Source organism: Azospirillum sp. UFLA03-27 (assembly GCF_059803775.1).
This window is the reverse complement of sequence record NZ_JAUQTX010000062.1, coordinates 1-18,308: the sequence shown is the minus strand read 5'-3', so window position 1 is coordinate 18,308 and position 18,308 is coordinate 1. Positions and strand designations below refer to the sequence as shown.

14 protein-coding genes are annotated in these 18,308 nt (G+C 66.0%); 5 read left to right on the top strand and 9 right to left on the bottom strand.

Annotated features, from left to right (window positions below):
- Positions 1 to 3 precede the first annotated feature (3 nt).
- Positions 4 to 558: a thioredoxin family protein gene (locus tag Q4I23_RS12000; RefSeq protein ID WP_349619933.1), complete on the bottom strand. Its 555-nt coding sequence runs from the start codon at positions 556 to 558 to the stop codon at positions 4 to 6.
- A gap of 192 nt (positions 559 to 750) precedes the next feature.
- Complete coding sequence (locus Q4I23_RS11995) at positions 751 to 1,398, bottom strand: response regulator transcription factor (protein WP_454018419.1); 648 nt, start codon at positions 1,396 to 1,398, stop codon at positions 751 to 753.
- 777 nt (positions 1,399 to 2,175) lie between these two features.
- Between Q4I23_RS11995 and Q4I23_RS11990 the strand changes: the two genes are divergently transcribed.
- On the top strand, positions 2,176 to 2,919 hold the full coding sequence (locus Q4I23_RS11990; RefSeq protein ID WP_237903525.1) for a response regulator transcription factor: 744 nt from the start codon (positions 2,176 to 2,178) through the stop codon (positions 2,917 to 2,919).
- Between the two features lie 289 nt (positions 2,920 to 3,208).
- Here Q4I23_RS11990 and Q4I23_RS11985 read toward each other — a convergent pair whose 3' ends face one another.
- A complete protein-coding gene (locus Q4I23_RS11985) occupies positions 3,209 to 3,904 on the bottom strand; it encodes a LuxR C-terminal-related transcriptional regulator (protein ID WP_014240789.1) in 696 nt (231 codons plus the stop codon).
- A gap of 502 nt (positions 3,905 to 4,406) precedes the next feature.
- Between Q4I23_RS11985 and Q4I23_RS11980 the strand changes: the two genes are divergently transcribed.
- Positions 4,407 to 4,577, top strand: coding sequence for a hypothetical protein (locus tag Q4I23_RS11980; protein ID WP_498526388.1), 171 nt, complete (start codon positions 4,407 to 4,409; stop codon positions 4,575 to 4,577).
- A gap of 94 nt (positions 4,578 to 4,671) precedes the next feature.
- On the opposite strand, the gene Q4I23_RS11975 is transcribed toward Q4I23_RS11980, so the two are convergent.
- Positions 4,672 to 6,276 carry an AAA family ATPase gene (locus Q4I23_RS11975; protein ID WP_454018421.1) on the bottom strand — a complete coding sequence of 535 codons (1,605 nt, stop codon included), beginning with the start codon at positions 6,274 to 6,276 and terminating at the stop codon, positions 4,672 to 4,674.
- 333 nt (positions 6,277 to 6,609) lie between these two features.
- On the opposite strand from Q4I23_RS11975, the gene Q4I23_RS11970 reads away from it, so the two are divergent.
- The gene (locus Q4I23_RS11970; protein WP_498526387.1) at positions 6,610 to 6,801 is read left to right on the top strand and encodes a hypothetical protein; all 192 of its coding nucleotides are present in this window, start codon (positions 6,610 to 6,612) and stop codon (positions 6,799 to 6,801) included.
- A gap of 175 nt (positions 6,802 to 6,976) precedes the next feature.
- On the top strand, positions 6,977 to 8,929 hold the full coding sequence (locus Q4I23_RS11965) for a potassium transporter Kup (RefSeq protein WP_498526386.1): 1,953 nt from the start codon (positions 6,977 to 6,979) through the stop codon (positions 8,927 to 8,929).
- Between the two features lie 3 nt (positions 8,930 to 8,932).
- Here Q4I23_RS11965 and Q4I23_RS11960 read toward each other — a convergent pair whose 3' ends face one another.
- Positions 8,933 to 9,751, bottom strand: coding sequence for an ABC transporter substrate-binding protein (locus Q4I23_RS11960; protein WP_498526385.1), 819 nt, complete (start codon positions 9,749 to 9,751; stop codon positions 8,933 to 8,935).
- Between the two features lie 139 nt (positions 9,752 to 9,890).
- On the opposite strand from Q4I23_RS11960, the gene Q4I23_RS11955 reads away from it, so the two are divergent.
- A complete protein-coding gene (locus Q4I23_RS11955; RefSeq protein WP_498526384.1) occupies positions 9,891 to 13,430 on the top strand; it encodes a response regulator in 3,540 nt (1,179 codons plus the stop codon).
- 50 nt (positions 13,431 to 13,480) lie between these two features.
- Here the strand turns inward: Q4I23_RS11955 and Q4I23_RS11950 are convergent, their stop codons facing one another.
- The 4 genes from Q4I23_RS11950 to cobD all read right to left on the bottom strand — a co-directional run bounded on the left by Q4I23_RS11950 (position 13,481) and on the right by cobD (position 18,266).
- Entirely contained in the window at positions 13,481 to 14,788 is a 1,308-nt protein-coding gene (locus tag Q4I23_RS11950; protein ID WP_498526383.1) for a methyl-accepting chemotaxis protein, read from the bottom strand.
- Positions 14,763 to 15,314 (bottom strand): PAS domain-containing protein, encoded by a 552-nt coding sequence (locus Q4I23_RS11945; protein WP_498526382.1) that lies wholly within the window; start codon positions 15,312 to 15,314, stop codon positions 14,763 to 14,765. Before Q4I23_RS11945 ends, Q4I23_RS11950 begins: the two co-directional genes overlap by 26 nt.
- 268 nt (positions 15,315 to 15,582) lie before the next feature.
- Positions 15,583 to 17,151 (bottom strand): sensor domain-containing diguanylate cyclase, encoded by a 1,569-nt coding sequence (locus Q4I23_RS11940; RefSeq protein ID WP_498526381.1) that lies wholly within the window; start codon positions 17,149 to 17,151, stop codon positions 15,583 to 15,585.
- A gap of 188 nt (positions 17,152 to 17,339) precedes the next feature.
- On the bottom strand, positions 17,340 to 18,266 hold the full coding sequence (gene cobD / locus Q4I23_RS11935; protein WP_498526380.1) for a threonine-phosphate decarboxylase CobD: 927 nt from the start codon (positions 18,264 to 18,266) through the stop codon (positions 17,340 to 17,342).
- Positions 18,267 to 18,308: the final 42 nt, after the last annotated feature.

Below are 18,308 nucleotides of genomic sequence, written 5' to 3'. Positions count from 1 at the left end.
GAATCAGGCCGGATTCCGCCATTTGATCGAGCAGCCCATGCTAGGGATCTGGTCGGTCGGCCCCTGCCCCGTCTGGGCGATGCGGACCATCGCGTGGAACAGTTCGCGCGGGGCGTCGGGGATCGGTTCGCGTTTGGAGGCGTCCAGCCGGCCGCGGTACTGAAGACACAGGTCGGCGTTGAAGCCAAAGAAGTCGGGCGTGCAGACCGCGCCGTAGGCCCGCGCCACCTCCTGCGTCTCGTCGAGCAGATAGGGGAAGGTGAAGCCATGCTCCGCCGCGAAACGCTTCATGTTGTCGAAGCCGTCGTCGGGATAGGCGTCGGTGTCGTTCGACATGATGGCGACGGCGCCGATGCCGTGGGCCCTCAGCGCGTCGACCTCTTCGACGATTCGCCCGATCACCGCCTTCACATAGGGGCAGTGGTTGCAGATGAACATGACCAGCGTGCCGCTCGGTCCCTGGACGTCGGCCAGGCTGTAGGTCTTTCCATCGGTTCCCTTCAGGCTGAAATCCTCCGCCTTCCGGCCGAAGTCGCACACCGGGGTTTCCGCCGCCATCGCTGTCTTTCCTCCTTCTGGACCCTCGGACGCGCCGCCGGCGCGGGTTCGGGCATGAGTATATGAGGTGAGGCGAAAGCCGGAATCGAAAAGGCCGCGGCGGCACCTTGTTCGTGCCTGCTCGCGGCCCTGTCGGTCTCCAACCCGGTTTTTTGTTTCCCGCCCTGCCTCGTGACCTTCGGACCCGCCCCTTTACGAGGCCATGGCGGCGGCGGCGATCACCGCCTGGGTGCGGTTCTTGACGCCAAGCGACTTGAAGATCGCCGTGACGTGGATCTTCACCGTGCCCTCGGACAGGCCGAGTTCGTAGGCGATCTGCTTGTTCGACTTGCCCGCCCGCAGGCAATCCAGGACTTCCCGCTGGCGCTGGGTCAGGCCGTAGGCGCTGCGATCCGCGCCGTCCAGGCGACTGCGGCGCGGCGCGGCGTCGGAGGCCGCCGTCGCTGCGGTGAGCGCGCCGGGGGGCACATAGATGCCGCCGGAGAAAACGAGGTTCAGCGCGCCCATCATCACCTTGACGCTGCTCGACTTCGGAATGTAGCCGGTGGCCCCGTGGTCGAGCGCGCCGCGAATGTCGTTCAGTGCCTCGGAGGCGGAGATCACCACCACCGGAACGCCCGGCTGGAGGCTCTGCACCTCGCGCAGCCCGTCGAAGCCCGGCCAGTTCGGCATATGCAGGTCCATCAGCACCACGTCGAACCCGCCGCCAACGCGGCATTGCTGAACAACCTCGTCGAAGGTGCCCGCCTCAACGAAGATCGCGTCCCCGTGAAGCTGCTCCAAAAGACGGCGCAGGCCTTCACGAAAAAGGAGATGGTCGTCACCGATCAGAATTTTCATGGCCCCGTCCGCCTTCGTTTTTCCCGTTGCTTCGGATCAGCCCTCCCGGACTAACCGGGCCACCCCGTTGGCGATCCAACTACCCTTTCGCCCCGTGGCTTGAAGAACTGCTACCACATTCGGAAGAGAGCCAATATCCGGACAAGGGCCATAGGTCATTTGCGGCGCGGAAAGGCCCTCCGATACAGCGAAGGCCGACTGAACAAAGCAAGAACTATTACCTTTTAACTATTTCTTTGCACGAAAGAAAGGGGAAGCGCAATTTTTTCCATGTTTGGTTGTTCAGGATGCGAACGTCACGATGTCCACCCTGGAAAACATCCGACGCGCGTGAAGGATCGACGCCTATGATCGAAATGCGTGAAAACCTATCCCATCGGCGCAACACGTTGTACGGATGGCCAGTCCTTTTCCTGTGCGAATGCGCCACCTTGCGACACGTACCTGTACTGGCCTTTCAGTGCGGTCCGTCACAAAAGAGTTATCGCTTGGAGTGATCCGGTCACCATTCAGATGCGCTTGACGATCTTGAGTGATCGTCTATCGTTTGATTTACGTGTTACACGCCTAATTTATAAACTGTTTATCACAGTGTCAAGTTTTTTTCCAGGTTTGATGGATATATGCCTGAAATTCGATGCAGTCTTTAAACGAAACCACTTACGCGAAGACACAGAGCGCCGACGAATTGAGAGCACGAGACAAGCCTAAAACACAGGCGGCGATAATGCCCGACAAGGGCCTGCCGTGGATGCCTCCTCCAAACAGAGCTGACCCATGCAAATGAACCATGAGTACGCCCAAGAGAAAGCATCGCACTCGACCCGCAACGCGGTGACCCCCATGCACGTCTGCCTGATTCTCGACAACAATTCCCTGACCGACACCGTGGTGCAGGCGCTCGACCGGGCCGGTCGCCATCGTGTGACCGTCTTCCACGACATATCGGAACTGACGCAGAGCACGCTGACGCCCGATGCGATCCTGATCGGCCTTCAGCAGTTCACCGCGCTGCGCGAGAACGAACCGATGGTGTATCTGCGGCTGTCACGCCGGTCGCGGATCGTCGTGGTGCTGTCGTCGCGGGAGTTGCTGGACGCCGCACACATCCTGGCCTTCGCCGATGCGTGGGTGTTCGAGGACATCAACGTGGACCGCATCAACGAGCTGCTGGATCTGGGGCTGGAAGGGCACTGTCTGATGCCTAAGCAGTTCCTGTCCCGGCTGGGCGTCGATGAGATTCGGCTGACCCTGCTGCCGCGGCTGTCGGAACCGGAGTTCGAGACCCTGCGCTTGCTTGGCCAGGGGCTGAACAACCGGACGATCGCCAACCAGCTCGATCTGTCCGAGGCGGTGATCAAGTCGATGGTGCGCAGTGTCCTGTCCAAGCTGCACTTCCGCAACAGAACGGAGGCCGGCGTCTTTGCCGCGCGACAGCAGGGCGCGTTGCAATCCGCCCGGGAAGGCATGGTGCCGCCGCATATGCACGCGGCCCCGGCCCAACGGACCGGCACGTCCTGACGAATCGTCGGACGCGTTTCACCCTGATCAATCGAAAGAATCCCGGCCACCGTGCCGGGATATTTTCTGTCCGCGCAATGGGTGCACGCTTTGAATAGGTGCACGCTCTGGGGTGGGCACTTTGCTCAATCTTCCGTCCGGGCCGCTCTCTGCACGGCGGAAGCTATCCGGACGCATACCGGCCAGCCTCTGAGACCCGCACGGAAACGCCGGACCGGCCAGCCACCCCGAACGGGTATGGCTGGCCGGTCCGGCGCCTGCACCGGTGGGAACGACCGCGGGAGTGCGATTACTGGTGGACCGCCGCCGCGGTCACAGCGCCGGCGGCGCCGGCCAACTCGCCACCGATGCCGTTGTTCAGCGCCCAGATTGCCGCCTGGGTGCGGTTGGAGGCGTTGATCTTGCGCAGCAGGCTTTTCAAATGAACCTTCACCGTCGCTTCGGTGATGTTCAGATGGTTGGCGATCATCTTGTTGCTGTCGCCGTTCAGCAGGCAGCGCAGGATCTGCACCTCCCGCTGGGACAGGCCCTTGCGCGACACCGGCATGTCGGTGCCGTTCCCGTTCACCCGACCGGAAATCAGCAGGGCGGCGAGATGGGTCGGGAACACCTTCTCGCCCATCATCACGAGGCGCAGGGATTGGGCCAGCGCATCGGAGGAGAGGTCCTTCATCAGATAACCGTCCGCTCCGGCCTCCAGAGCGTTGGCGAGGCGGCGGGTGCACAGGTCGCTGGTCAGGATGACCATGCGCGCGTCGGGAAGCTGAGCGCGCAGCCGCCGCATGCCGTCGGCCTCCTCCTCACCCCCATTCACCAGATCGAGCAGGATGAGCTGCGGACGCAGTCCGTTCTCGACGGAGTTCAGCGCCTCGCGCAGGTTCCCCGCCTCGGCGGCGATCTGAAAAGGTGAATCGTCGAGAAGCCTCTTCAGGCCTTCGCGGAACAGCTTATTGGAGTCGATCAGAAAAGCACGCACTGGTTCCATTGGTCAGCTCCCGCGATTTTTGGAAAATTGCTCTGACTCCCTGGGCAATCTTGTAGGCTACCAATCACCCGAGGTTTCCCCACCCGTGCCCCACCGATGGCATTGACGTGCCGATATTTTGGATGACCTTACCCCTGTGTCGTGCAACACGGTACCACTCTGTGGGATTAAAAGAAGAACGCATTGGGCATATGCGCAAAGCTACTTTTAATCATGGATTACTGCATCTCTTTTAAAGTATCCACCACCCCCAATCGAATGGATACTTTCTGCATTCTCTACCACTTTCTTGCGGAAGCGTGCACGCTTTGGATGCGCGGTGGCAATGCCCGGTGCATATGGGTTGCCGAAAGTTCCCGCCCCCAAACGGACAGGAGGCACTCATGCCGAAGAAGCGCATCCACCCCTTGCCATGGGCGTCCTATGATCGCCGCCACCCCCTCACCGTAGGTCATAACACCATGCGGAGGGAGCGTTCCCGACAGAGGCGGTGCGCGGTTCGATGTGGACGATAATCGGGGCGGCGGCGGCCGGCTACCTGCTGCTTCTGGCTCGAAGCGCCTGGAAACAGGGGGAAATGCGCCAGTTCCTGCGCAGCCTCGCCATCGTGCTCGCCCTGTGTGCGTTGGTCTCCGGCGCGGTCCTCATCGCGATTCTGCTCGATTCGCGCTGATCCTCGGAAGAATGCACGCCAGAACGCACGAAGGCCCCTCCCCGCATGAAAGCGGAAAGGGGCCTCCCCGGACCGGTCTGCCGTGGATGGACGGTCAGATCTGGCCGCGCTCGTGGGCCTGCCGCATCAGCACGTATTGGCGCATCATCTGATTGCGGAAGCGGTAGCGGGTCCAGCCCGGCTCGACCACCGGAGCCAGGACGCCGCCATACTCCTCGCGACAGAGCCGCTCCAGAATGCCGAGCGCCTCCTTGGTCGGCGGGGCGCCGCCCGGTCCGGCCAGTTCCTTGGGGTCAAAGGTTCCATAAGCGTCCGCCGGGCACAGCGCGCAGGCCAGCAGAACATCCTCCAGCTCGGCGCGGCGTTCGGCGGCCAGCGCCCGGGCGTAGGAGTCGACGATGCCGCGCTCCGCCTCCTGGAGGCAGCGGGTGACGGCATAGGCGAGATCGTCCCGCTCCACCACCGTCGAACCGCGGCTGACCGCGCTGCGGGCGGCGTGCAGGCCGAGAAGCTGGGCGTAATAGGGCAGACCGCGAACGAATTCGCAGATGCGGTCCACGGCTTCCGGCGCGAAGGCGATTCCGGCGTTTTCCGCCCCCGCGTTGATGAGGCGTCCGATCTCCACATCGGTCATCAACGGCAGATGCACCGGCACCAGCGATCGCTGGATCGACGGATGCTTGCCCAGGAGCTGGTCCAGGTTCTCCGCCACGCCGACCACCAGCAGAGTCACCGGGATCGAGCTGTCGGTCAGGTTCTTGAACAGCTCGGCCAGCTTGTTGCGGAAATCCTCGTCGGTAACGCGGTCATACTCGTCAAGGATCAGCAGCACATGGGTGGCGTGGATGCCGGCCAGCACTTCGTTCAGCTCCGTCACGCTGAACCCGCCCTCGGGCAGCAGCTCGTTGAAGCTGGTGAAGCTGCGGCGCGAGGCGAAGGGGTTGTCGATCCCCGACCGGTAATAGGTGGAGGGGATCTTCTTCAGGAAATGACGGAAGATGTCCTCGAAGCTCAACTCCGCGCTGCAGGTCAGCTTCAGCGAGAGGTAGCCGGCCTGGCCGGCGATCTTCTCGATGGCGTTGGCGACGGAGGTCTTGCCGCGGCCCCGGTCGCCGAACAGGATGACGTGCGCCCGTTCCTCCTCAATGGCGGAGATGATGCGCTTCAGCGTGTCGGTCCGGCCGATGAACAGCGAGTTGAGCTGCTGCTTGGGCCGCGTCGGCGTGAAGGCCTCGCGCAGCAGACCGTTCAGTTCGGGGGTGAGCCCCTTCAGCATGGCCGGCGCACCGACCGCTCCCGGTCCGCGCAGCCCGCCGTTCACGGTCATCGTGAAGCGCGGCAGCTCCGTGTCGGCGGAGGCTTGGCCGCGCTGAGCGCCCAATCCACCGCCAAGCCCGCCACCAAGCGGGCTGTTCAGCGGGTCGTGACGCAACCCGGACGGGCCGCGCATCGTCTCGCCCAAACCGCCACCAAGACCGCCGCTGCCGAGACCGCCGCCCTCGGGGCCACCGACCGGCCGCAGATGCGGCGCTGGACGGCCCGCGAGCGGGCTCTGGGATTGCATCGGCGGGTGGCCATGAGCCGCATTGCCCGGGGTGGAGCCCGGTCCGGCCGCTCCACCACCCGTGATGCCGCCGCCCATGGACATCCGGTCATCCGCATCGGCGGTCGCCCGCCGCTTCCGAAAGAAGTTTCGCATCCGTCCCGATCCCAGAATTCCGCGTTGTCGTCACCAGCCGGCCTTGGCCGGTGGCCTGATCGTCGCGTCGCCCGCCCCGCTCCGGCTGGCCCCGGCTTGGCTGGAGATGCCCGGCGGCTGCGGTGAACGCATTCCGGATGTAAGCGATGCATCGCCAACGGTTGCCTGGGATTTCGGATTATTATCCGGAGGAGGTCCAACCCTTATGGCGACTCCTTTCGGGAGGGGGCGGTGCCTCAAAATCCGGCGGCGTGGCCTAGCAGAGTCCAGACGAACAGGGTGCCGAACAGGGCCGTCAGTCCGGCGAGTTCACGCAGGAAAACCAGGATCGACATGGACGTCCTCCTTCATCGGTTGCCGCCGCTGCACCGGGCGGTGTCGACGCGCGGCCAAGGATTCGATGAGGAAACCATATCAGAACAAATCATGAACAACAAGCGGCGCGTCCCATATTTGTTCTGTTCGGCGGCACGACCGGACATCGACCGCGCATCGACCGTGCGCTGTTCCTGCATCAACCCGTGACGCCGGACGCGAAGAAGACCGCCGGCTTCAACGTTGTGGCTGGCGGCCCCGCACCGCCGGAACCATATGGTCTTGTGGTGAGCGGTTGATGTAAGGAGAAGGTTCGCGGCCGAAGCGTTCCGCCCGCAAGGAGGGACTCCCGACACCGGACCGCGATCCGAACGAACGGACCATCATGGACAGCGCCAACCAGCAAACCGGCGACGGACCGAACGGCGCCGCTCCGGCCGCCAACCCCGCTCCCAGTTCCACTCCGCCGGGCCACCCCCCTCAAGCCAACCGCATGCCCGCCCTCGTCCTGGGGGCGCTGGGCGTGGTCTACGGCGACATCGGGACCAGCCCGCTCTACACCATGCGGGAGTCCTTCACCCACACCGGCCTGCCGCTCGACGAGCCGACCATCCTCGGCATCCTGTCGCTGGCAACCTGGGCGCTCATCATCGTCGTGACGCTGAAATACGTCCTGCTCGTCATGCGGGCGGACAACAAGGGCGAGGGCGGCGTCCTGGCCCTGGGCACGCTGGCCCACCGCGGGCTCAGCTCCAGGGCGGGCAACCGCGCCATCATGGCGCTGGCGATCCTGGGCATGGCCCTGTTCTACGGCGACAGCCTGATCACCCCGGCCATCTCGGTGCTGAGCGCGGTGGAAGGGCTGAAGGTCGTCACCCCGGCCCTGTCCCCCTACATCGTCCCGATCACGCTGGCGGTCCTCACCCTGCTGTTCCTGTTCCAACGGCAGGGCACCGGCCGGGTCGGCATCTTCTTCGGCCCGATCATGGGGGTGTGGTTTGCCACGCTGGCGGTGCTGGGCCTGATGCAGGTGCTGCACTGGCCGGACGTTCTGCGCGCCTTCAACCCGCTGTATGGGGCGGTGCTGTTCGTCGACCATGGCTGGGTGGCCTTCCTGACGCTGGGCGCCGTGGTCCTGGCGGTCACCGGAGCCGAGGCGCTTTACGCCGACATGGGCCATTTCGGGCGGGCGCCGATCCGCGTCGCCTGGCTCTACCTCGTCCTGCCGGCGCTGCTGCTGAACTACTTCGGGCAGGGCGCCATGCTGCTGCACGAGCCGGAGACGCTGGAGAACCCCTTCTTCCATCTGGCGCCGGACTGGGCGCAACTGCCTCTGGTCCTGCTGTCCACGGCGGCCACGGTCATCGCCAGCCAGGCGGTGATCTCCGGCGCCTTCTCGCTGACCCGGCAGGCCGTGCAGCTCGGCTACCTGCCGCGGCGCGAGATCCGCCACACGTCCGAGCATGAGGTCGGCCAAGTCTACATCCCGCGCAACAACTGGCTGCTCCTGGTCGGCGTGGTGATCCTGGTGATCGGCTTCGGGTCCAGCAGCAATCTGGCCGCCGCCTACGGCGTGTCGGTGACGGGGGCGATGGCCATCGACACCATCCTGGCCGCGGTCGTGGCATGGCGGCTGTGGCGCTGGAATCCCCTGCTGGTCGTCGCGGCCTTCTCCATCCTGTTGGTGATCGACTTGGCGCTGTTCGGGGCGACCCTGCTGAAGGTGCCGGACGGCGGCTGGTTCCCGCTGCTGATTGCGGCGGCGGTCTACACGCTGATGACGACATGGCGCCGGGGCCGCCGCATCCTGGCCGAGCGGCTCTACGCCGACGCCCTACCGATGGACCTGTTCCTGCAGCGCGTCACGCCGCAGTCGCCGCAGCGCGTCGCCGGGACGGCCGTCTTCATGACCGGCAACCCCGACGTCGTCCCCCACGCCCTGCTCCACAACATCAAGCACAACCGGGTGCTGCACGAGCGGGTGGTCGTCATGACCGTGATCATTGAGGAGGTGCCACGCGTCTCCCCGGACCGCGCCGTCCTGGTGGAGAAGCTGGGCAAGGGCTTCTTCCGCGTGGTCCTGCGCTTCGGCTACCTGGAACAGCCGCACATTCCCCGGGCGCTGGAGCGGTGCCGCCGCTTCGGTCTGCATCTGGACATGATGGAGACGTCGTTCTTCCTGGGCCGCGAGACGCTGATCCCGTCGCGGTCGACCGGCCTGCCGGGTTGGCGCGAGCCGGCCTTCATCCTTCTGTCGAAGACGGCCCTGTCGGCGACGGAATTCTTCTGCATCCCGCCGGGCCGCGTGGTCGAACTCGGCACGCAGGTCGAGATCTGAGGGTCAATCCCGCGCCACGATGGGGGTCAGGCGGAATCGGGCGGCGGCGGCCTCAAGCCGCCCGTCGCGCTTGACCGCGTCGACGAACCGATTGACCCGGTCCAGCCACAGCGGGTCCCCCGGCGCCACGGCGTAGGCGTAGGGCGTGGTCTGGATCGGATTTTCCGGGGCGATCAGGTGCGCCCACTGGTGAAAGGCGAGCATCCGCTGACCATAGGGGTAATCGGTGAGAAAGGCGTCGGCGCGTCCCGACTGGACCTCCTCCTCCCGCTCCAGGGGACCGGAGACGATGCGGACGCTGGCCTTGCGGAAGGCGAGGCTGGCGTAGTCGTCCATGAGGGTGCCCTTCTGAACCGCCACCACCATGCCGTCCTGGTCCAGGTCGTCCCACCGCAGGATGCGCGGGTGCGTCTGGGAGGATACGGCGTAGATGCCGCTGCGCAGGTAGGGCTGGCTGAAGGCGACCTTTTCGGCACGAGCCGCCGTGACCCCGATGCCGAACATGCCGATGTCGCATCGGTCGCTCAGCAGGTCGGCGACGAAATTCGGAAAGCCGCTTTCCACGAAGCTCACCCGCGCGCCCAGATCTTGGGCGAAGGCCCGCGCCATGTCGATGTCGAGGCCCTGGAGTTCCCCGCTGTATGAGCTGCGGAAGGAAATGGCGTAATAGTCCGGCCATATGCACACGCGCAGCAGGCCGGTGCGCTGCACCCGGTCAAGCCGGCCTTCCGCCCGGACCGGCGCCGCTCCGGACACCAGGAACACCGACTGGAGCGCCGCGTGAAACGCCAACGCCGTCAGTGCGATGGAAAGACGCCGCACGACCTCGGACCCCCGAACCATCTCAAATGACCGCGACAGGATAGCACTGCACCCTCGTGAAACACAGCGCATGCTTGCGATTCGCCTGCCCGCTGTTAAGATTCGCGGGACATCAGCACACCGCACGGAGCCACGCGTGATGGCCAAGCTTGCCCTGTTCCAGCATCGGGGCGCCCTTCTCGCGTTGGCCTTCTTGTCGGTGATGGCCCTTGTGTTCGAGGTCGCCTACGACGTCCACGCCGACCGCGCCCTGGCGTTGAAAAACGCGGCGGAAAACATCGATGATTTGGCGAGTGCGCTGGAGGCCTCGGTCAGCCGAACGGTCCAGGCGGTGGACGTGACGCTGGCCTCGGTGGGTGAGGCGGTCAGCATCGGCAATCTGCTGCACGGCCAGCCCATGGAAGGCCGGGAAGGATCATCGCCCCAGCTGCTCCAGGAACGGTTGCGCCGGTCGCCGCATCTCCGCGGCCTGTCCGTGCTCGACCGCCGGGGCGTTCTGGTGGCGACCACGGAAGATCCCCGTCTGCTCGGCTCCTCCTTCGCGGAGATGGATCTGTTTCGCAGCCAACTGTCCGGGCAAAGTCAGGGTCTTTACATCGGCGCCCCGGTGCGCGGACGGTTTCTGGCGCCGGCTGGCGCTGCGGACGACCGGTCCGGCAAGTGGGTCCTGCCGATGAGCCGGGCGATCCGTGGAGCGGATGGGACGCTTCTCGGCGTCGCCGTCGCCTCGGTCAATCCTGAATATCTGCAAAGCATTTTCCGTGCGGTGCGAAACGGGCTGCACGGCACGGCGTCGCTCTACCGTCGGGACGGATTGCTTCTGGCCCAGCTTCCCCAGGACGGAACGGACGGCATCGGCACGCCGATGGCCGGGGCGGAGCTGTTCCGCGTCCATCTTCCCATGTCGGAAGGCGGCGTGTTCCACGAAACCGGCCGGGACGGTCAGGAGCGCATCACCGCCTACCGCGCCACGCCGCTCTGGCCGTTGGCTCTGGCGATCAGCCGCAGCGAGGACGAGGAGCTGGCGGGTTGGTGGACCAACCAGATGGAGATTGCCGGGATCGCGCTGGGCGCCAGCCTGGTCATCCTGCTGTTCGCCACCGCGCTGACCCTGCTGCGCCGCAAGGACGCCCAGCTCGAAGACGGCAACGCCCGTTTCAACGCGCTTCTGGAAACCGCCGTCGAGGGCATCCTGACGGCGCGGTCGGATGGCGTGATCGAGACCGCGAACACCGCGGCCCACCGCATCTTCGGCTACCCGCCTGGCAATTTGATCGGGCGTCATGTGCAGGAGTTGATGGAGCCGCAGCACCACCCGACCCACAACCGCGTCATGAAGGCCATCGCCGCCGGTGCCCACCGGATCGGCCCGAATTACACGCGGGAGGTGAACGGACTGCGGATGGATGGCGAGGTGTTCCCCCTCGACCTGTCGCTGGCCGAAGTGCAGACGCAGCATGGCATCCTCTTCGCCGCCTTCTTCCGCGACATGTCGGAGCGCAAGCGGGTCGAGCGGGCTCTGACCGAGGCCAAGGAGAAGGCCGAGGCCGGGCAGCGCAGCAAGATGGAATTCCTGGCGACCATGAGCCACGAGATCCGAACGCCCATGAACGGAGTGATCGGCATGGCCGGGCTTCTCCAGGAAACCCGCCTGGACGAGGAGCAGCGCGGCTACGCCGACACTATTCGCGACTCCGCGGAATCGCTGTTGACCATCATCAACGACATCCTGGACTTCTCCAAGATCGATGCCGGGCGCCTCACCTTGGAGGTGTCTGACTTTGAAGCCGTGCCGCTGGTGGAAAGCGTGGTGGAACTTCTGGCTCCGCGCGCCACCGCCAAGGGCCTGGAACTGGCTTGCTACGTCCCGCCGGCCTTGCACGGACCTTTGCGCGGCGATCCTGGACGCCTGCGCCAGATCCTCATCAACCTTGCCGGCAACGCGATCAAGTTCACCGACCAGGGCAGCGTGACCATCGTGCTGTCGGTGGAACAGGACGCCGCCGCCGCCGCCGGGGCCGATGACCGGGCGGAACCGGGTGATTCTGTGATCCCGGCCCCGCAAGAGACCCCGGTGACCATTCGTTTCGAGGTGAGGGACACTGGAATCGGCATCGCTGCGGCGGACCACAAACGTCTCTTCACGATGTTCAGTCAGGTGGACGGGTCGTCGGCCCGGCGCCACGGTGGAACGGGTCTCGGCCTCGCCATCTGCAAGCGGCTCACGGAACTGATGGGCGGGCGGATCGGCGTTCACAGCATGCCCGGCGAGGGCAGCGTCTTCTGGGTCGTCATTCCGTTGTGGCGCGGCGCTCCGACGGACGCCGCATCGGCGCCGCAAGCGCCGGGCGTCTGGGCCGGGCGGCGCATTCTTCTGGTGGATGATCTGGCGGTGAACCGCGACCTGCTTGCCCGTCAGCTCGCCGCCATGGGCCTGGAGACCGAGTCCGCTGCAACGGGAGAGGACGCCCTTCACCGGCTTCTAAGGGCGCACGCGACGGGCCGGTCGTTCGACGCCGCCATTCTCGATCATTGCATGCCGGGCCTGACCGGTCCGGAGTTGGCCGCTCGCATCCGCGCCGTACCGGCTCTGGCCGAGCTGCCTCTGGCGCTGGCCACCTCCCATCGCATGGGCGAGACGGAGGAGGAAGCCGCCGTCGTCGACGTGCGGATCGCCAAGCCCATCCGGTCCACGGCGTTGCGCACCGCGGTGTCGCGTCTGTTCGCCACGCGGGTCCCCGGGGCTGCGCAGCCGGATACGGGTCCCGCCGGCAAGCCGGACGTCTCACCACCACCACCATCACGCTTGGGCGGGCCTTTGGCCGTACCGACACCACCCGGCGCCCCATCGACCGGCTCGGCCCGCCGCCGCATCCTGGTGGCGGAGGACAATCCGGTGAACCTTCAGGTCACGCTGGCCTTGCTGCGCCGGGCCGGCCACGCGGTCGATTCCGTGTCGAACGGTCTGGAGGCGGTCAACGCCGTCGCCGCCCTGCCCTACGACCTCGTCCTGATGGACGTGCAGATGCCGGAGATGGACGGTCTGGCGGCGACCCGGGCGATCCGCCGGATGGGTGGAACTGCCGCCCGTGTTCCCATCGTCGCCATGACGGCCAACGTTATGGAAGGCGACCAAGCCATCTGCCTGGCTGCAGGGATGGATGATTACCTGCCCAAGCCCATTGTGGCGGACCAACTCCTGCATACCGTCGCGCGATGGAGCAGCCTTCCGCGAGGAAGCGGCCCCACCCCCCGGAATCCGTCGTCGGAGACCGAGATCCCGCCGCCGCGCATTGACCACGCCAAACGCCAGGACTTGCGTGACGCGCTTGGCGACGAAGGATTCGGCCTGTTGATGGACACGTTCCTTCGCGAAGCGCCGGACCATCTCGACCGGCTGAGGCGGGGTGCCCAGGACGGCGATTTCCGGGCCGTGGAACGCGAGGCCCATATCCTCAAGGGTTCCGCGGGGAATGTCGGCTTCGCTCAGGCCTCCGCGCTGGCCGGCGGACTGGTCGCCGCGGCCCGCCGCGGGGATGCCGCCGGCATCGGCAGGGATCGCATCCAGGCTTTGGACGCCGCACTCAAGGACGCCGAGCGGGCCTGCACACCGCCGGACGACGTGCGGGCCGGGCTGGAGATGACGGGGCTGCCGATGGACGCGTCCGCAGACAAATAAACACGCCCGGAACCACCCTCACGCAGCGTCGGGGCGCCCACCGCCGATCCTCAACGCTGCCCGCCGCAAACGCGCGCGACGAAATTGTCGATGTCGCCGTTCAAGGTCACGGCGCGGCGCGCCAACTCGCCAGCGGAGGACAGGACCTGGCTGGCGGCGGCGCTGGCGTCCTGCGCGCCGGAAGACACGCTGGTCACCGCGTCGGCAACGGTGCGCACGCCGGCCGACGCCTCGCGGATGGAGCGGCTGATCTCGTCGATGGCCGCGCTCTGCTGTTCGGCGGCGCCGGCGATGCCCACCGCGATCTCGTCGATGTCGTGGATCATGCCGCCGACATGCTGGATCACCGCCGCCGTGTCGCGGGTCACCGACTGGACCTGGGTGATCTGCGCGGTGATGTCCTCCGTCGCCTTGGCGGTCTGGTTGGCGAGGTTCTTCACCTCTGTCGCGACCACGGCGAATCCCTTGCCGGCCTCCCCGGCCCGCGCCGCCTCGATCGTGGCGTTGAGGGCCAGCAGGTTGGTCTGGCTGGCGATGTCGTTGATGAGTTGCACCACAGCGCCGATCTGATCGGAGGCGGCCAGCAGGGAGCGGATGGTGGCGTCGGCTTCCCGCACCTTCTCCACCGAACTGCGGGCGAGATCGGCGGTGCGGGACACGCCCTGGGCCACCTCGCCGATGGCCCCCGACACCTCGCCGGTCGCCGCGGCCACGCCGTCCACATTCGAGGACACCTGCTCGGCCGCGGAGGCCGCGGAGAAGGACTGCTCGCTGGCCGTGGCGGCGGTCGCCGTCATGGCGGTGGAGGACGCTTCGAGCTGGGCGGCGCTGGCCGACAGGCTCTGCGCCACCTCCTTGATGTTGGCACCGATGCGGGTCGCGCTCTCGACGAACTCGCGGCTCTTGCCGTCCATGGCCGCCAGCCCGTCGTTGATCTGGCGGGCGTAGGCACCGAATTCACCGACCATGCCGGTCATCACGATGCGCCGGTAGTATTGCCCCTCCGCCGCGTGCTGCATGGCGGCGTTGGCCTCCTTGCCGAAGGATTCGACGCGGTCGAGCAGGCGGTTGATGGTCCGCAGCATGTCCGCGATCGGGCTGGCGCCATGGATGTTCAGGATGCGTGGCTGAAGGTCACCCTTCTCGGCCGCGGCGATGACCGTGCTGGCCTTCCGGATGGTCCGGTTGGTGAGCACCAGCCAGCGGATCGCGGCAAGACAGGGAAGAACCGCCAGCAGGCCCAGCAGGGCGGCGGCGGCGTCGCCGGCGGCGAGACCATACACCGCCTGTGCCCCCGACAGCAGGGCGGCCAAAGCGGTGGCGGCGAGCGATTTAGAGACTGAAGACAAACTCGTCATAGCTCGTGCCCTTGTCGCGCAGGAGTTTTTCCAGCATGGCACCGGAGGCCGCCATGGCCGCGTTCCGGTCGGCGTGCCGCGCCTCTTCCGCCCGCAGCGCGGCGTAGAGGCCCGCCGCCGCGTCCACCGCGGAACGCGCCGGCACCCGCCGGCTCGAATGGTAGCCGGTGACGGTCCGCCCGTTTCCGCTGTCCGGATTGCCGAACACCGGAGTGACATGGGCGAACACCCAATAATGGTCGCCGTCCTTCGCCCGGTTGATCACATAGGCGAAGATTTCGCTTCCGGATTCGATGCGGGTCCACAGCAGCTTGTAGACGCAGCGCGGCATGTCGGAATGGCGGACGATGTTGTGCGGTTGCCCCAGCAGCTCCGCTTCGCTGTAGCCGCTGATGCGCAGGAACACGTCGTTGGCGTAGGTGATGCGCCCCTTGAGATCCGTCTTCGAGACGATGATCTCATCGCGATGAAAGGTCCGCTCCTGCCCGGTCAGGGTACCGTGTGTGCCGCCCGTGCCGACCGCCATGACCGTCCGCCTTTCAAACGCCGGTGAACGCAATCACCTGACAAACAGGTCACCAACCCAACCGTTGGTAATATCTTCTGCCCTCGACTCATAGCGTACGTAATAATTGGATGGCTTTAAAAACGAGCGGCGTTCGGCTGCGACAAATTGTACCACGTGCGTCACGCGCAAAAACGGTTGAATCGGAGCGAACGGCACGGAGTCCGAAGGGAAAACACAGCATAAGCCACGAAGCGGATTGGATCGATGCTCTCCCGAAGATGGTGGATCACATGCCCGGTTCGTAGACCACGACACGATTCCGGCCTTCGCGCTTTGCCCGGTAGAGGGCGAGGTCGGCCCGGTGGATCGCCTTTTCCAGAGTGTCGTAGGAACCGTCCAGTGCCGCGATGCCGATGCTGCTGGTCAGATGGAAACGGCCTTCCGGCCCAGGAATGGCCATGCGGGACAGATGGCGGCGCACCCGTTCCGCGACCACGCGGGATTCCTCTGCAGTGGCGCCGGGCAGGACCACCACGAACTCTTCGCCGCCGAGCCGGCCGAGAATGTCGTATTCGCGCAGGATGGCCTGACAGCCGCCGGCCACCATGCGCAGGGCGTCGTCGCCGGTGGCGTGGCCGTAGCTGTCGTTGATGCGCTTGAAATGGTCCACGTCCAGAACGAAGACCGACATCGGCTCGCTGAAGCGGTGGGCGCGGGCCAGTTGCGAGCGCGCCAGCTCCATGAAGGAACGACGGTTGTAGATCCCCGTCAGAGGATCGCGGGACGCCATGTCCCGCAGCGCCTCCTCCATGTTCCGGCGGTCGGTGTAGTCGTAGATCCAGGCAAGGTTCACCTGAACGCCCTGGATCACCGCTTGATTGACCGTGAACAGCGTCCAGAAGGACGACCCGTCGGCCCGGCGGAACTGCACCTCCATGTTGGTCACCGACCCGTAGGAGCGCAGGCGATCGATCACCCGCTCGCGCTGGTGCCGGTCCAGGTAATAGTCGCGGGCTTGCCGGCCGATCAGATCCTCGCGCTTCAGACCGATCAGTTCGGCGAAGCGGGTGTTGACGAAGATGATCTTGCCGTCGTCGCGGCGCGACACCGACACGCCGATCGGGCTCTGCTCCAGGATCGCTTGAAGCCGCTCCTCGCTGGGCAGCCCCTCGGTCAGGTCGTGGATCACGCCGACGATGCCGCCCAGGTTTCCGGTGCTGTCGCAGAAGACGGCCTTGGTCAGGCTGGACAGGCGGGTGGTGCCGCCGACGAAGGGAACCGCCTCCTCGTAGCTGCGCTGGCCCCAATTGAGGGTCAGCTCGCGATCCTGGTCGGCGTGCGCCTTGGCGATGCGCGGGTCCATCACGGCGAAGGCGGTCTTGGCGACGATGCTGCCGCGCTCCAGGCCGGTGTAGCGTTCGAAGGCGTCGTTGCAGTCCGTGTACTCGCCGGCCGCGTTCTTCACGAAAACGGGAACCGGCAGCGTCTCAAACAGCACCTCCTTCATCAGGAGCCGGTCACGCAGCGCCGCTTGCGCCTGCCGGTGGTGGCTGACATCGGTGTAGACGCGCAGTGACTGCCGCTCGCCCAGCGGGCCTGTGGTTGGACCGACCGACTCAGCCACCCAGACGGCTCCGCCATCCTGGCAGCGCAATCGCCGTTCCCCCGGCGCGTCCGGCAACGCCGGAAGATTGGCATCGTCGGGCTCCAGCGCCGCGAGGTCGAGACCGGTCAGACCACCGGGAGGGTAGCGCAGCAGACCGTGCAGGGCCGGGTTGGCGTAGAGGATGGTTCCTGCGTCCGTGGTGACGCAGACCCCCGTCGGCAGCGTGTCGAACACACGCCACAGCGCCACACGGGTTTCCTCCGCATCCCCAGAAGAACTCATTGAACCAACCGAATCCAGCATGGCCCCCACAGCGTCATGGAAGATTCTTGCGCCACGATAGGGCAAACAAAGAGTACGTTAGCCGATGCGCGTTTTTGCCCCTGTGTGCCATCTTGTCGCGCTATGGTGGTGATCGCCTATCCTGAGCGCAAAATCTATCGGTTTTTGAACATTCCGCACGCCGTTGCCACACGGTCTTCCGTCAGCGTGTCCACCGGCAGGCCCAGCCTCAGCCACCCCTGCCGATAGTCGAACCGGCGCACCAGCACCCCGGCCCGGCCCAACTCATTGTAAAGCCCGGCAGACTGTGGATCGTCTATGAGACGAAAGAGTGACGTGCCTCCGGCGACGCGCACCCCGGCCTCCACCAACCGGGCGTCGAAGCGGGCCGCCGCGTCGGCCAGACGGCGCCGCGTGGCGGCGATCCACGCCGAATCCGACAGCGCCGCCGTGGCGACCACCAACGCCGGACCCGACACCGCCCAAGGTCCCGCGGCGGCACGCACATCCCGGACCAGTGCCGACTCGCCGAGCAGGAAGCCGAGCCGCACCCCGGCCAGCCCGAAGAACTTCCCGAAGGAGCGCAGGATGACCAGCCCGGCGCGCCCGGCCTCGGCGGCCACGCTGCAGTCCGGGACGACCTCGGCGAAGGCCTCGTCCACCACCAGCCAACCGCCCCGCGCCGCCTGCCGATCGGCCAGCGCCAGCAACGTTTCGGGCGGGACGATGCGGCCGTCCGGGTTGTTCGGGTTCACGACCACCACCACGTCGGCGGCGCATTCCTCCAGCGATTCCACTTCGGCCACGCGATGTCCGGCCTTGGCCCAGCCCGCGGCGTGCTCCGCGTAGGTCGGCCCCAGAACGGTGACCGTCCCCGGAGGTCGCAACCGCGGCAGTGTCTGGATCAACGCCTGTGAACCGCCCGCGGCGGCGACGCGGTCCGGCGACGGCGCGCCGTAACAGGCCGCTGCGGCCTCTCTCAGCGCGGTTTCGGCGGAGCGGCTCGGCAGGCGCGCCCAAGCCTCGGCTGGGATGGGCGGCAGCGGGTAAGGCCAGGGGTTGATGCCGGTGGACAGGTCCACCCCTGTCTCTTATACACATCTCCGAGCCCACGAGACTATAAC

Coding starts and splice junctions, on each gene's coding strand:
- Q4I23_RS12000 (WP_349619933.1), bottom strand. CDS start 558: ATGGCGGCGGAAACCCCGGTGTGCGACTTCGGCCGGAAGGCGGAGGAT.
- Q4I23_RS11995 (WP_454018419.1), bottom strand. CDS start 1,398: ATGAAAATTCTGATCGGTGACGACCATCTCCTTTTTCGTGAAGGCCTG.
- Q4I23_RS11990 (WP_237903525.1), top strand. CDS start 2,176: ATGCAAATGAACCATGAGTACGCCCAAGAGAAAGCATCGCACTCGACC.
- Q4I23_RS11985 (WP_014240789.1), bottom strand. CDS start 3,904: ATGGAACCAGTGCGTGCTTTTCTGATCGACTCCAATAAGCTGTTCCGC.
- Q4I23_RS11980 (WP_498526388.1), top strand. CDS start 4,407: ATGTGGACGATAATCGGGGCGGCGGCGGCCGGCTACCTGCTGCTTCTG.
- Q4I23_RS11975 (WP_454018421.1), bottom strand. CDS start 6,276: ATGCGAAACTTCTTTCGGAAGCGGCGGGCGACCGCCGATGCGGATGAC.
- Q4I23_RS11970 (WP_498526387.1), top strand. CDS start 6,610: ATGGACGTCCTCCTTCATCGGTTGCCGCCGCTGCACCGGGCGGTGTCG.
- Q4I23_RS11965 (WP_498526386.1), top strand. CDS start 6,977: ATGGACAGCGCCAACCAGCAAACCGGCGACGGACCGAACGGCGCCGCT.
- Q4I23_RS11955 (WP_498526384.1), top strand. CDS start 9,891: ATGGCCAAGCTTGCCCTGTTCCAGCATCGGGGCGCCCTTCTCGCGTTG.
- Q4I23_RS11950 (WP_498526383.1), bottom strand. CDS start 14,788: ATGACGAGTTTGTCTTCAGTCTCTAAATCGCTCGCCGCCACCGCTTTG.
- Q4I23_RS11945 (WP_498526382.1), bottom strand. CDS start 15,314: ATGGCGGTCGGCACGGGCGGCACACACGGTACCCTGACCGGGCAGGAG.